At 72.2% G+C, this 13844-nt stretch carries 14 protein-coding genes and 1 pseudogene; 7 read left to right on the top strand and 8 right to left on the bottom strand.

Features of this window, described 5'->3' with window-relative positions; genetic code table 11:
- Positions 1 to 137: 137 nt before the first annotated feature.
- From GU5_RS14550 to GU5_RS0107295, 3 genes are all read left to right on the top strand, one after another.
- Entirely contained in the window at positions 138 to 959 is an 822-nt protein-coding gene (locus GU5_RS14550; protein WP_010524925.1) for a decarboxylase, read from the top strand.
- Between the two features lie 71 nt (positions 960 to 1030).
- Entirely contained in the window at positions 1031 to 1819 is a 789-nt protein-coding gene (locus GU5_RS0107300) for a maleate cis-trans isomerase (RefSeq protein ID WP_010524924.1), read from the top strand.
- A gap of 83 nt (positions 1820 to 1902) precedes the next feature.
- Positions 1903 to 2610 carry a GntR family transcriptional regulator gene (locus GU5_RS0107295; RefSeq protein ID WP_029514106.1) on the top strand — a complete coding sequence of 236 codons (708 nt, stop codon included), beginning with the start codon at positions 1903 to 1905 and terminating at the stop codon, positions 2608 to 2610.
- Between the two features lie 112 nt (positions 2611 to 2722).
- On the opposite strand, the gene GU5_RS0107290 is transcribed toward GU5_RS0107295, so the two are convergent.
- The gene (locus GU5_RS0107290) at positions 2723 to 3244 is read right to left on the bottom strand and encodes a ferritin (RefSeq protein WP_010524922.1); all 522 of its coding nucleotides are present in this window, start codon (positions 3242 to 3244) and stop codon (positions 2723 to 2725) included.
- A 283-nt stretch (positions 3245 to 3527) separates the two neighbouring features.
- Here GU5_RS0107290 and GU5_RS0107285 point away from each other — a divergent pair, with 283 nt between their 5' ends.
- A complete protein-coding gene (locus GU5_RS0107285) occupies positions 3528 to 4532 on the top strand; it encodes an aldo/keto reductase family protein (protein ID WP_010524921.1) in 1005 nt (334 codons plus the stop codon).
- Positions 4533 to 4800: 268 nt separating this feature from the next.
- On the top strand, positions 4801 to 6117 hold the full coding sequence (locus GU5_RS17600) for a hypothetical protein (protein WP_010524920.1): 1317 nt from the start codon (positions 4801 to 4803) through the stop codon (positions 6115 to 6117).
- A gap of 312 nt (positions 6118 to 6429) precedes the next feature.
- Here the strand turns inward: GU5_RS17600 and GU5_RS17885 are convergent.
- The 4 genes and pseudogenes from GU5_RS17885 to GU5_RS0107255 form a co-directional block, all read right to left on the bottom strand.
- Positions 6430 to 6576, bottom strand: a pseudogene (locus GU5_RS17885) (hypothetical protein); the annotation flags it as partial.
- 188 nt (positions 6577 to 6764) lie between these two features.
- Positions 6765 to 7319 carry an acyl-CoA thioesterase gene (locus GU5_RS0107265; protein WP_010524918.1) on the bottom strand — a complete coding sequence of 185 codons (555 nt, stop codon included), beginning with the start codon at positions 7317 to 7319 and terminating at the stop codon, positions 6765 to 6767.
- 21 nt (positions 7320 to 7340) lie between these two features.
- Positions 7341 to 8108, bottom strand: coding sequence for a winged-helix domain-containing protein (locus GU5_RS17590; protein WP_010524917.1), 768 nt, complete (start codon positions 8106 to 8108; stop codon positions 7341 to 7343).
- 199 nt (positions 8109 to 8307) lie between these two features.
- A complete protein-coding gene (locus GU5_RS0107255) occupies positions 8308 to 8820 on the bottom strand; it encodes a DUF456 domain-containing protein (protein WP_010524916.1) in 513 nt (170 codons plus the stop codon).
- A 250-nt stretch (positions 8821 to 9070) separates the two neighbouring features.
- Here GU5_RS0107255 and ald point away from each other — a divergent pair, with 250 nt between their 5' ends.
- Both ald and GU5_RS0107245 read left to right on the top strand, forming a co-directional pair.
- Entirely contained in the window at positions 9071 to 10183 is a 1113-nt protein-coding gene (ald, locus tag GU5_RS0107250) for an alanine dehydrogenase (RefSeq protein ID WP_010524915.1), read from the top strand.
- A gap of 92 nt (positions 10184 to 10275) precedes the next feature.
- The gene (locus GU5_RS0107245) at positions 10276 to 12048 is read left to right on the top strand and encodes an AMP-binding protein (RefSeq protein WP_010524914.1); all 1773 of its coding nucleotides are present in this window, start codon (positions 10276 to 10278) and stop codon (positions 12046 to 12048) included.
- A 10-nt stretch (positions 12049 to 12058) separates the two neighbouring features.
- On the opposite strand, the gene GU5_RS0107240 is transcribed toward GU5_RS0107245, so the two are convergent.
- From GU5_RS0107240 to GU5_RS14540, 3 genes are all read right to left on the bottom strand, one after another.
- Positions 12059 to 12535 (bottom strand): hypothetical protein, encoded by a 477-nt coding sequence (locus GU5_RS0107240; protein ID WP_010524913.1) that lies wholly within the window; start codon positions 12533 to 12535, stop codon positions 12059 to 12061.
- 34 nt (positions 12536 to 12569) lie between these two features.
- Positions 12570 to 13352, bottom strand: coding sequence for an enoyl-CoA hydratase-related protein (locus GU5_RS0107235; protein WP_010524912.1), 783 nt, complete (start codon positions 13350 to 13352; stop codon positions 12570 to 12572).
- The coding region (locus GU5_RS14540) for an enoyl-CoA hydratase/isomerase family protein (RefSeq protein WP_010524911.1) at positions 13345 to 13844 on the bottom strand (500 nt) is incomplete at its 5' end. The genes GU5_RS0107235 and GU5_RS14540, both read right to left, overlap by 8 nt.

Raw genomic sequence — 13844 nt, 5'->3', positions numbered from 1 at the left:
GGCGGAAGGATGTGGTGGGTCCTCCCCGGCGGGTGCTTCCCGACGGGGCGACTGTGCGGCTATGCTATGGAGACCTTCAGAAGATTGTCAACAATCTTCATGGAGACTCGTCAGCACGTCCGCGATTGGAGCCGCCGATGGCCCTCTCCCCCGCTCACCGCCCCGACGAGTCCGCTCGTGCCGAGGCTCGCGCGCCGCTCCAGCCGGCGCCGCGGCAGCCGGCCGTCGGCATGGTGGTCCCCTACGACATGGCGCTGGATCGCGAGCTGCGACGGTTCACCGCCGACCCCGCCGGCGCCGAACAGCTGGACCTGCTGTTCACCCGCACGCGCTTCGAGCCGATGAAGGTCACCGTGCGCCAGGCGCGGGCGATCTCGAAGCCGCGGGCGATCGCCGACTGCGCCCGATCGATCGCCGAGACCGGGCCGGAGGCGACCGTCTACGGCTGCACCTCGGGCAGCTTCATCCGCGGCCGCACCGGCGAGCGCGCCCTGCGGCGAGCGATGCGCGCGGCCGTGCCGGTGCCGGCCTTCACCACCTCCGGAGCGCTGCTCGACGCCGTCCGGGCGCTGGGAGCGGAGACCATCGCCACGGCGACGCCGTACGACGACGCGATCACCGCCCAGTTCGCGGCGTTCTTCGCCGAGGCCGACATACACCTGATGAACAACGCCAATCTCGGCCTCTCCGGGCGCATCTGGACGGTGCCGCCGGAGCGCACCTACGACCTGGTGCGCGCCGCCGACAGCGATCGCGCCGACGCCGTCGTGGTCTCCTGCACCAACCTGCCCACCTACGAGGTCCTCGACGCCCTGGAGCACGACCTGGGCAAACCGGTGATCTCGGCGAACCAGGCGACGATCTGGCAGGTGATGCGCCACCTCGACGTGCCCTACGCCGGACCGGGAGCCGCGCTGCGCGCGACGCCGCGGCTGTCGGCGGCCGAACCGGCCGTCTGAGCCGACGCGGGGTCCCGAACGCCCCGACGACACCGACGACACCGACCGCCCGAGACGACGAAGGAGTCCAGATGACGCCCGCACCCGCCCGCGACGCCGCCGTCGCCCCGCCGACCGTCGGCATCCTCTACCCCGGCCACGCCGCCGAGGACGACTATCCCCGCCTGGCCGCCGCCGAGCCCCAGGCGCTGCGCCTGCCGCTGGTGCACACCACCATCGGCGTCGACGAGCACACCGTCGAGGCGCTGCGCGAGACCGGATCGCACGAGCGGCTGGCCGAGGGCGCCGGCCGACTGCAGGCCGCCCACGCCGTCGACGCGCTGATGTGGGCCTGCACCTCCGGCAGCTTCGTCTTCGGCCGCGACGGCGCCCAGACGCAGGTCGAGGCGCTCCAGGAAGTCTCCGGCGTGCCGACGTCGTCGACGTCGCTGGCCTTCGCCCACGCTCTGGAAGCCCTGGACGTGGGATGCGTCGGCGTCGCCGCCTCCTATCCGCAGCCGCTGGCCGAGCACTTCCGCGGATTCCTGACCGAGCACGGCGTCGACGTCGCGACCTTCGCCGCCGAAGGCGTGTTCACCGCCGCCGAGGTGGGGCATCTGGGACGCGATCTGATGCTGACGATGATCCGCTCGGTCGACACCGACGAGGTCGAGGCGGTGCTGGTGCCCGATACGGCGTTGCATTCGCTGGACTGGGTCGCCGACGTCGAGCACACCCTCGGCAAGCCGGTGCTGACGGCGAACCAGGTCACCGTCTGGGAGGGGCTGCGGCTGACCGGCCGCCCGATGCCCGCGCTGCCGCAGCTCGGCCGGCTGGGACGGACGACGACGCCGTCGGACGCCTCGGGGGCGAGCCGATAGGATGGATCGTCGACAATCTGCAGATCTGCACCGTCGGGGCGTCCCGGCGACGCCGTCGCGAAGGAGATGACACCGCAGCCGCCATGAGGAAGAGCCCGGAATTCCGCCCGGTGAACCGCGAGTCCACCGCCTCGCTGATCACCCGCCAGCTGCGCGAGGGGATCATGTACGGTTCCCTGCCCGGCGGCACGCAGCTCTCCGAGTCCGCGCTGTCGCAGGAGTTCGGCGTCAGCCGCGGGCCGCTGCGCGAGGCGATGCAGCGCCTGGTCCAGGAGGGACTGGTGCGCAGCGAGCCGAACCGCGGGCTGTTCGTCAAGGAGCTCGACGACGACGAGATCCGCGACCTCTACGCCGCGCGCATCGCCATCGAGACGGCCGCGGCGCGGATGATCGTCCGCTCGCCGAGCTCGGAGCCGTCGACGGCGCTGCTCGAGGCCTGCGACGCGATGCAGCGCGCCGCCGAGTCGGGACGGCTGTCGACGCTCTCCGACGCCGACTTCGACTTCCACGAGCTGCTGGTGACGATGTCCGGCAGCCCGCGGCTGCGCCGGATGCACGAGACGCTGATGGTCGAGACGCGGATGTGCCTGACCGCGCTGCAGGGCACCTATCTGGATCCCGAGGAGCAGGTCGCCGAGCATCGGCGCATCGCCGAGGCGATCGTCGCCGCCGACGAGGCTGCGCTGATGCGCGAGATCGAGGCGCATATGCATGAGGCGCTCGATCGGCTGATCCGCCAGACCGAGCACGCGGGCACCGACGACGCCGCCTCAGACGCCGCCGAGCGCTGATTCCTCCTCCGCGATGACGCCCCTCCGCGATGACTCGGCGGAAAGCGTGGGAATACGGGCGCTTTCCCACGCTTTCCGCCGAGTCAGCGCCGGGAGGGCGGCACTCAGCGGGTCACTGGGCGTCGGCCTCCGTGCCGGACGACTGCCGGGCGCCGAGCTCCTGGTCCAGGCGCAACAGGCCGGGGCCGTCGTCGGCGATGAGCTTCACCTTGCCGATCAGCTCGGAGATCGTCGCCTCCTCCTCGAGCTGCTCGTCGATGAACCAGTTCAGCAGCGGCAGGGCGTCGATGTCGCCCTCCTGCTGCGCCAGCCGGTACAGGTTCCGGATCGACTCGGAGACCCGCCGCTCGTGACCCAGCGAGGCCTCGAAGGCCTCCAGCACCGAGGTGGCGGAGACCGAGATCGCAGGCACCGCCCGGATCCGCGGGTGGGCGTCGCGGTCGGTCATATGGCCGATGAACTTGTTGGCGTGGACGACCTCCTCGTCCGCCTGCGCGCGGAACCAGGACGCCATGCCGGGCAGGTCCAGCATGTCCATCTCGATGCCCAGCTGACGGTAGACCAGCGAGGCCTCCAGCTCCAGGGTGACCTGCTCGTTGAATGCTTCTTCGAGCGTGCCGGTGAGCTGTGCCATGGCGTGACCACTCTCCTCGTCTCGTGTCCGTGACGGGCCGACGTCGGACGACGCCGCCCTCTGCTCGACACTCTAGCCAGCCGTCGCGGCCCTGACCACGGAGGAGAGGCGCACCTCACCGGCACACCCCGACGGTGCGGAAGGTGGCGCAGGCATGCCTGGCCTCAGTGCCGACACGGGCGAGCCGGGCGGCGTAGGCTGGTGCGCGGCAGAGGATGAGCACGATCACATCACCCCCGCCGCTCATCCGCCCCGCGCATCGATGGAAGGGATGACGCCCCGCATGGAGCACAGGTACCTCGGCCACAGCGGTCTCAAGATCTCCGAGATCACCTACGGCAACTGGATCACCCACGGCTCGCAGATCGAGAACGACGTCGCCACCCGGTGCGTGCACGCCGCGCTGGAGGCCGGCATCACCACCTTCGACACCGCCGACGTCTACGCGAACACCGTCGCCGAGCAGGTCCTCGGCGACGCACTGGCCGGCCAGCGCCGCGAGTCGCTGGAGATCTTCACCAAGGTCTACTTCCCCACCGGGCCGAAGGGCCCGAACGACACCGGGCTGAGCCGCAAGCACATCATGGAGTCCATCGACGGCTCGCTGAAGCGGCTGGGCACCGACTACGTCGACCTCTACCAGGCCCACCGCTTCGACCACGAGACTCCGCTCGAGGAGACGATGCAGGCCTTCGCCGACGTCGTCCGCCAGGGCAAGGCGCTATACATCGGCGTCAGCGAGTGGACCGCCGAGCAGCTGCGCGCCGGCCACGCGCTGGCCAAGGAGCTGGGCATCCAGCTGATCTCCAACCAGCCGCAGTACAACATGCTCTGGCGGGTCATCGAGCCCGAGGTCGTGCCGGCCGCGGAGGAGCTGGGCATCAGTCAGATCGTCTGGTCGCCGATCGCCCAGGGCGTGCTGACCGGCAAGTACCGCGCCGGCCAGCCGATCCCGGAGGGCTCGCGAGCCTCCGACGCCGACGGCGGCGCCCAGTTCATCCAGAAGTACCTCGACGACGAGATCCTCACCGCAGTCGAGAAGCTGGAGCCCATCGCGAAGGACAACGGGCTGACCCAGGCCCAGCTCGCCGTCGCCTGGGTGCTGCAGAACCAGAACGTGGCCTCGGCGCTGGTCGGCGCCTCGCGTCCGGAGCAGATCCAGTCCAACGTCGACGCCGCCGGCGTCACCCTGGACTCGGCGACGATGGAGGCGATCGACGCCGCCGTCGGGCATCTGGCCAAGGACGACCCGGCGCTGACCGTCTCCCCGGAGACCCGCCTGACCTGACCGCCGCGGATCACGAGAGGATCGCGGACCGGTCGCAACGCGCCACACCGCGCGACGAACATCACACTCCGGACCGCGCCGCTGCGCACACCGCCCCCTCGAGCCCTCTGACCTGGGACGTCGTCACCTCCTGACGCTCCCGGGCGGAGGGCTCGACGCGTTCCGGACACCGCTTCCGGAGCGGAGTGATCAAATCGTTATGCGGACGGGGCTCTCGCTCATAGAATGGGCGTCGCAATCCCCAGCCCCTGACGACGAGGTACCCGGCGTGAGCACCTTCGACACCCAGCCGCGACGCACGGCGCTGGCCGTGACCGGCGGCCTCAGCCTCGTCGTCGGCCTGGTCCTGCTCAGCCCCGCCGCGGCGGTCGCGACGACCACGGCCACGCCGACGGCGACGGCCTCCCCGAGCAGCACACCGACGGCGGACGGCTCCGAGAGCCCCTCCACGACGGAGGCCGGACCCACCGCGCAGGAGCCGGCGCGGGAGGACGCCGCGGCCACCGACGACGAGACCGCCGCCTCCGCCGACGACTCCACCCAGGACTCCACCGACGAGGCCACCGAGACCACGGACTCCGGCTCCGCGGAGACGGACGGCTCCAAGACGCCCTCCGGGATCACGCTGACCTGCCCCTCGACCGACGTCATCGCCGGCGAGACCGCCACGGCGTCGATCTCCGCGTCCTCGACCGTGGAGCGGCTCGAGGTCTCCAACTCCGTCGGCACCGCCGGCGGCGAGGTGAGCATCTCCGGGAGCACGCTGTCCTACACCGCGCCGGACCCGAGCACAGTGGACGGCACCGTCGCCGAGGTCTACACGATCCTCGCCACCGCACAGGACGGCACGACGGAGCGCTGCGAGGCCACGTTCTACATCGCGCCGGCCGGGTCGCAGGACGCCTCGGACGCTCCCTCCGCCCCGGAGACGACCGACGGCGCCGAGGAGGAGACCTCGGGGGCGGAGACCAGCCCGACCGGGGACGCCGACGCCGAGGACTTCCTCCCCGGCGCAGGACGGGAGACGACCTCCTCCCCCGACGGCTCCACCTCGGGCACCGCACCGAGCAGCTCGACCACCCACGACCACGACACCTTGGACGCCTCGCTGCCCGTGCCCGGAGGCCCTCAGCCCACGAGCGACGGGGACCTCGAGGAGGGGACGGACGAGACTGCCGGCGCCGCCGAGACTGAGACGAGCCGGGACCCGGCCGAGACCCCGGCGCCCGACCCCGGCGCCGGGCAGGACGGCTCCGCGCAGCCGGACTCCACGCAGCCGGACTCCACGCAGCCGGACTCCACGCAGCCCGATACGCTGCAGGGCCACGACGAAGGAGCGACCCCGGAGTCCCAGACCGGAGGCGGTGCGCAGCAGGACTCCGACGAGACCTCCGCACCGATTTCCCCCGAGGCGGGAGACACGGGCCGCGAGATCTCTGACGAGCCAGTCGCCGCGGACCACGCCTCCGACGACGGCCTGGCGTTCACCGGCTCCTCGACCAGCACAGTCGTCGCCCTGGCGCTGACGGCCATCGCGGCCGGCGCGATCCTGCTGACCGTGCTGGGCCGCCGCCGCGCCGGCTGAGGCCGAGCGGCCGTGGCTCCGGCCGGGACGGGCCCCGGCCCGGGCCACGCCGATCGGACCCGCGGCTCGAGTCAGCGGCGACGGATCGAGCGCCAGGCCGGCGCGTCCACGCTCATCGCGCCGCCCCCGGTCGCAGGCCAGCACCAGGGTGATCACGGCGAGCAGCACCGAGAACTCCAGCGTCCCGCCGACCAGCAGCAGCATCGGCTCGTCCTGGCTCAGCAGCGCCGACGTCGACGTCGCCTCCTGCGCCAGGACCACGGCGGCCGCGGCGCAGACCACAGTGAGCACGGCAGCGCAGAAGCGCGTCAGCAGTCCGATGATCAGCAGCGCCCCGCCGATGATCTCGACGAAGGGCAGCGCCGCCCCCACCTGCTGCGCGAAGGGCAGCGCGAGATCCCCGGCGTAGTCCCGGGAACCGTCGAGCCCCAGCCAGGAGACGCGGCGCAGGCCCGACATGATGAACAGGATGCCGGCGGCGAGCCGGAGCAGGAGGAGGCCGAGATCGGTGCTGAAGTGGTTCCGCATGCTCCTACTGTGACACTCGCCGTCCGCCGCGACGTGGTTCACCACACGGTGCGCCCCGGGCCGACGCCGACCTCGCCCCGGAAGGCGGCCCGGAGTCGACCGGCGACGTCACCGCCGGGTCACCACCGGTGCGGCGCCGGACGGCGCGTCGACGGCAGCGCGGCCTCCGCCCGCCAGCTCCGCAGCTCCTCGGAGACCTCGACGTCCTCGGGCGGCTCGTGGCCCAGCGCGGCCAGCTCAGCCAGGATCTCCTCGCGGGAGACCGGACCGTCAGGACCGAGCAGCCGGGCGGCGATGTGCGCGCGGACGAAGATCTCGCCGTCGACGACGACCCGCTGCTCGAAGAACAGACAGCGCTCGTCGAAGCCCAGCATCCGCGTGCGGATGGTGAAACGACGCATCAGCGTCACCGCGCGGCGGAAGGTGATCTGCTCGGACTGCACCACCGGCGTCCAGCCGAGCCGGCGCATGCGCGACCAGACCCCGGCGCGGGCCATGAGGTCGTAGCGTCCCAGGTCGAAGAGCGAGAAGTACTGGCCGTTGTTGATGTGCAGCGCCAGGTCGACGTCGGTGGGCAGCGCGCGCAGGGTCAGCGACGCCGGCTCCCACGGCGAGAGCGTCGGGCGCCTCCGGGCGCGCAGCAGGGTCAGCAGAGTGCGCAGGATCACATGCATGCCGCCAGTCTGCCACAGAAGCTACCCAGCGGTAGCTTCATCTGCCGGCTCCGTCGCCGGCTCGGCGGGGCGCAGCACGTACCCGGCCCCGCGGACGGTGTGGATCATCCGCGCCCGGTCCGCCTCGATCTTCTTCCGGAGGTACGAGATATAGAGCTCGACGATGTTGGCCTGCCCGGCGAACTCATACTCCCAGACCTGCTGGAGGATCTCCGTCTTGGACAGCACGGTGCGGGCATGGCGCATCAGCAGCCGGAGCAGGCGGAACTCGGTCTCGGAGAGGTCGATGTCGCGGTCGCCGCGACGGACCGTCCGCGCCGAGGTGTCCATCTCCAGGTCCCCGACGACGAGCCGCTCCCCCTCGCGGCGGGCCGGCAGTCGCCGACTGAGCAGGTGCAGCCGGCGCATCGCCTCCTCGCCGTCGGGGCTGCCGAGGATGTGGTCGTCCAGCGGCGCACAGCCGACGATCACCTCAGCGGTCGTCGCCTCGGCGTCGAACCAGATCAGCGCGACCAGATGCTCCTCCGCCCGCCGCAGCTCGGCCAGCAGCGCCTCGGTCTCCGGCACCCGCCGGCTCGAGCGGGCGTCGACGACCAGCAGCTGCGGCCGCTCCTGGGCGGCCAGACTGTGCGCGACCTCCGCGCTCGGAGCATGGAGCACCTTCACGTCCAGGGCGCGCAGCCGCTGGGTGAGTTCGGACTGCGCCGGGGACGGACCGCCGAGCAGCAGCACCGGCGAGGAGACGTGCAGAGCCGCGGCGTCGGCCTCGTCGACCGGCTCATCGCCCACACTCGCCCTCCGTCCTGACGTCCTCCGGCCGTGATCGGCATCCCGCCCGGACTGCCAACATATCGACTCCGGGAGGAGACGACCACCACCTTCGCCTGGCGGGAGCTGATCATCGGCTGGACGTCGCCGCCGGGCGCTTCGGAGGCGCCGGTCGACTCCGCCCCAGGTCGGCGCCCGAGCCGGCACTCGAACCGGCGGCTCAGCTGAGCAGGTGCACCAGCGATCCGAGCAGGAAGGACGAGACCGCCAGACCGGCGAAGCCGAACTCCACCAGGATCCCCACGCCCATCGCGCGCAGCGCCTTCAGGCTCGACCGGCCGGCGGCCCGCCAGTCGCGATCGCGCCGGAGGTACTCCGCCGCGAACAGCCCGAGCGCGAAGCCCAGGAAGAGCCCCAGCGGCGGCAGCAGGATCATGCCCACGACAGCGGCGACGAGCCCCGTCAGCACCGGCCCGCGCGGAATCCGCTCCCGGTGGAGCACCCGCCCGGTCAGCACTGTGGACGCACTCCACCCTGCCACGGCGAGCGCCGCGCCGATGATCGCCGCAGTCCAGGCCGCCGGCCCGCCGAGCAGCACCGCCCAGCCGAGCAGCGTGACGATGATCAGCAGGCTGCCGGGCAGCACCGGCAGCACGACGCCGGCCATGCCGACCAGCAGCAGCACCATCGCGACGCCGGCGGCGATCCCCTCGCCCAGGGTCGAATCGAGCATGGCTCCCAGCCTGCCACAGCGGGGCTGTTGGCAGAACGGCTCCGGCGGCCATACTCTGCAGGTGTCGCACGACTCCCGGACGCGGAGTCTGCCGCTGGTCAGGCGACAGGCCGCGTCTCGCTCCTGTGACCGACGCGTCACCGCCCCGTCACAGGCGCATGCGACACTCGTGAGCGTCAGCCGCCGGACGACGAGGTCCGGCCCGGTGCTCGTCGACGGACGTCGGCGCGCGGAGGAGTGAGGAGATCAGATGATCATCGGAGTCCCGACGGAAGTGAAGAACAACGAGTTCCGCGTCGCGCTGACCCCGGCGGGCGCCGTCGACCTCATCGGCCACGGCCACCAGGTGCTGGTCCAGCGCGGGGCCGGGACCGCCTCCGGCTTCACCGACGAGGACTTCGCCCGCGCCGGCGCCCGCATCGTCGACACCGCAGACGACGTCTGGGGATCCGCCGACCTGGTGCTGAAGGTCAAGGAGCCCCAGCCGGAGGAGTTCGGCTCCATGCGCTCGGGCCAGGTGCTCTTCACCTACCTGCACCTGGCCGCCGAGCCGGAGTGCGCCGCCGCGCTGCAGGAGCGCGGCGTCACGGCGATCGCCTACGAGACCGTCACCGGCTCCCACGGACTGCCGCTGCTGGCCCCGATGAGCGAGGTCGCCGGCCGGCTGGCCCCGCAGGTCGGCGCCTACCACCTGATGCACTCTCAGGGCGGCTCGGGACTGCTCGTCGGCGGCGTGCCCGGCGCCCGGCCGGCGAAGGTCGTGGTCATCGGCGGCGGCAAGGCCGGCGAACAGGCCGCCATCACCGCGATGGGCATGGGTGCCGACGTCACCGTGATCGACCTGAGCATCGACCGGCTGCGCGAGCTCTCGGCGCTCTCCGCCCGCGGGCTGACCACGCTGGCCTCGAACACGCTGACCATCACCGAGGAGGTCGCCTCCGCCGACATGGTCATCGGTTCGGTGCTCATCCCGGGTGCGACGGCGCCCAAGCTGGTCACCCGCGAGATGGCCGCACAGATGCGCCCGGGCTCGGTGCTGGTGGACATCGCCATCGACCAGGGCGGCTGCTTCGAGGGCTCGCGGCCGACCACCCACGCCGACCCCACCTTCACCCTGGGCGAGCAGATCTACTACTGCGTGGCGAACATGCCCGGGGCCGTGCCGCACACCTCGACGGCGGCGCTGGCCAACGCCACGCTGCCGCACGTCCTGCGGCTGGCCGACAAGGGCTGGAAGCAGGCGATGCGCGACGACGAGAACCTCGCCGCCGGGCTCAACGTCCACGACGGCCGGCTGACCTACGCGCCGGTGGCCGCCGCACTGGGAGAGGAGGCGGCCGCCGTCGCCGACGTGCTGGACTGACCCGCCGCGGAGCGGCGGACCGGCGGCGGGGCGGCTGGCGTAGTCTGGAGCCGACGTGACCCGGCCCGCCCCGTCGAAGGAAGGCCTTCCCGATGACCAGCACCGATCCCGCCGCCGAGCTCCGCGCGGCCCGCGACCTCCTCGTCGACCACCAGCAGGACTGGCGGCGTGCCCGCGAGGCGTTCCGCTGGCCGCGCTTCGAGCACTTCAACTTCGCCCTGGACTGGTTCGACGTCGTCGCCGCCGGCGAGCGCGCCGACCAGGACGCGCTGGTGATCTCCGAGGCCGACGGCACCGTGCTGCGCCGCAGCTACGCCGAGCTCGCCCGCTCCTCGGACCAGCTGGCGAACTGGCTGACCTCGATCGGCGTCGCCCGCGGCGACCGGATGATCCTGATGCTCGGCAACCAGGTCGAGCTCTGGGAGGTCATGCTCGCCGGCATCAAGATCGGCGCGGTGCTCATCCCGACCACCACGCAGATGGGGGCGAACGACCTGCAGGACCGCGTCTCCCGCGGCCGGGCCCGATGGGCCGTGGCCGGCGCCGACGACCTGGTGAAGTTCTCCGCAGTGCGGCCGGCCGAGGAGGCGCTGACGCTGATCCACGTCCCCGGCGTGCACACGCCCGAGGCCCCGACGCCGGAGGTCTCCTCCCCCGACGGCGCACCGCGGACGGTGCACCGGATCGACGCGGCCTCCTCCGCGCCGGACGAGTTCACCCCCACCCAGGTCACCGACGCCGACGAGACCCAGCTGCTCTACTTCACCTCCGGCACCACCACTCTGCCGAAGCTGGTCGAGCACACCCATGCCTCATATCCGGTCGGGCATCTGTCGACGCTGTACTGGATCGGCCTGCAGCCCGGCGACGTCCACCTCAACGTCGCCGGCCCGGGATGGGCCAAGCACGCCTGGTCGAACTTCTTCACCCCATGGCTGGCCGAGGCGACGATCTTCGTGCACAACTACACCCGCTTCGACGCCGCGACGCTGATGGAGCAGATGGACGCCCACGGGGTCACCAGCTTCTGCGCCCCGCCGACGGTCTGGCGGATGCTCATCCAGGCGGATCTGACTGCGCTGCGGAATCCGCCGCGGGTGACCGTGTCGGCCGGCGAACCGCTCAACGCCGAGGTCATCGACCAGGTCGAGCGCACCTGGGGCCGCACGGTCCGTGACGGCTACGGCCAGACCGAGACCACCCTGCAGGTGGCCAACACCCCGGGCCAGCCGCTGGTGCGCGGCTCGATGGGCCGGCCGCTGCCGGGCTTCGACGTGGTGCTCATCGACCCGACCACCGGCGCGGAGGCCGAGGAGGGCAAGCTCTGCCTCCGCGCCGCACAGACCGGCGAGGACCGGCCGGTGGGGCTGATGCGCGGCTACCACGGCGACGCCGAGCGCACCGCCGAGGCCTTCGCCGACGGGCTGTACCACACCGGCGACGTCGTCCGACGCGAGGCCGACGGCTTGCTGACCTACGTGGGCCGCAACGACGACGTCTTCAAGGCCAGCGACTACCGCATCTCGCCCTTCGAGCTGGAGTCCGTGCTCGTCGAGCACCCCGCCGTCGCCGAGGCCGCCGTCGTCCCGGCCCCGGACCCGGTGCGGCTGGCGGTGCCCAAGGCCTGCGTGGTGCTGGCCGCCGGCTGGACCTGGGACGCCGAGACCGCGACGTCGATCCTGGCCCACTGCCGCGAGCAGCTGCCGCCGTTCAAGCGCATCCGGCGCATCGAGCGCACCGAGCTGCCCAAGACCATCTCCGGCAAGATCCGCCGCGTGGAGCTGCGCGACGTCGAGCGCGCCCGCGGCGAGGAGCAGGCGGCGGAGGAGTTCCGCGAGCAGGACCTGCCGGAGCTGCGCCGCTGAGCCTCGGCGCTCAGGCCCGCAGGCTCGCGCGGACCGCCCAGATCACCGCGGCCGTCAGCCCGGCGATCCCGACCCAGCTCAGCCAGCCGGCGGGCAGGCCCAGGGTCGCGGTCACGCCCCAGAGGGTCACCGTGCAGCCGGCGGCGACGAGGATCATCGTGACCGCGCCCAGCCGGTAGAGCCGCTGGACGTTCTCGCTGGTGAGCATCGTCGGGTAATTGAACACCTGCGGGAAGCGGGAGAGCACCGCCGGGCCGACCACGCAGACCGCCCAGGTCAGCGCCGCCGTCCAGGCGAGTCCGGCGTCCCGCCCCTCGCCCGCGGCCCCTCCGCCGAGGACGGTCTGCAGGACCATCAGCACCGGGATCAGGCCGAGGACCACGCTGGACAGGCGCAACGCCCGCCAGCCCGCACCCAGGGCATAGTCCGGCTCCGGCCGTTCGGCCAGCGTGCGGTACTCCTCGACTCCGTCGCGCGCGGTCACCACGGCGGCCCTCCTCTTCCGGCGTCCGGCCCGCCGCTCAGCGGTGCTGCCAGCGCGGCTTGCGCTTCTCCTGGAAGGCGGCCATGCCCTCGGCCTGGTCCTCAGTGCTGAACAGCGCGTGGAACTGACGGCGTTCGAGCAGCAGCCCCTGCTGCAACGGCGTCTCGAACGCCGCGGCGATGGTCTCCTTGGCCGCCTGCGTCGCCGGCTTGGACTTCGAGGCGATGAGTTCGGCGACGGTCTTCGCCTCGGCCTCCAGCTCGCCGTCCTCGACCACCCGGGAGACCAGCCCTATGCGCTCGGCCTCCGCGGCGTCGACGTGGCGTCCGGTGAGGACCATGTCCATCGCCTTGGCCTTGCCCACCGACCGCGTCAGCCGCTGCGAGCCGCCCATGCCGGGGATGACGCCGAGGTTGATCTCCGGCTGGCCGAAGGTCGCGCCGGTGCCGGCGATGACGATGTCGGCCATCAGTGCCAGCTCACAGCCCCCGCCGAGCGCATAGCCGGAGACCGCGGCCACCACGGGCGTGCGCAGCGCGGCGAAGTCCTCCCAGCGGCGGAACCAGTCGGCCGCACGCATCTCGGCGGCGGATTTGTCGACCATCTCCTTGATGTCCGCCCCGGCGGCGAAGGCCTTCTGCGAGCCGGCCAGCAGGATCGCCCCGACCGAGTCGTCGGCGTCGAAGGCCGCGGCCGCGGCGACGACCTCGTCCATGGTCCGCTCGTCGAGCGCGTTCAGCGCCGCCGGCCGGTTGAGCTGGATCCGCCCGACCCGCTTCGCGGAGGACACCTTGATGGTCGCGTATGTCGGCTCAGTCATGCGGCAGCTCCAGGATCTTGTGCGGCACAGGGGTGAAGAAATGGTCGAGGAGGTCGTCGTCGACGTCGGCCAGCGTGGGCGGGCGCCACTGCGGACTGCGATCCTTGTCCACCAGCTGGGCGCGGATGCCCTCGCGGAAGTCGTGGGAGCGCAGCATGTGGACCCCGACGGTGTATTCCTGCAGCAGCGCCCCGGCCAGCGACAGGTCCGCGGCGGTGGTGATCGCCCGGTGGGCCACCCGGACCGAGAGCGGCGAGCGGGCACGGATGACATCCGCGGCGTCTCCGGCCTCCGGCACATCCTCGGTCAGCGCATCGAGCCGGGCGAGGATGATGTCGACGTCGCCGCCGGAGTAGGCGTGGTTGATCCAGTCCGCGGCCGCGAGCGCGGACTCCCCGACGCCACGGGTGAACTCGGCGACGACCTCGTCGGCGCCGCGCTCGGCCAGCGCGTCGATGAGCGCGGCGATGTCCGCGGAGTCGATGCGTACGT

It is taken from the genome of Nesterenkonia sp. F, from assembly GCF_000220985.1.
GTDB lineage: Bacteria > Actinomycetota > Actinomycetes > Actinomycetales > Micrococcaceae > Nesterenkonia.
The sequence above is the reverse complement of the archived record's forward strand: the minus strand, read 5'-3'. Positions and strand labels throughout refer to the sequence as shown.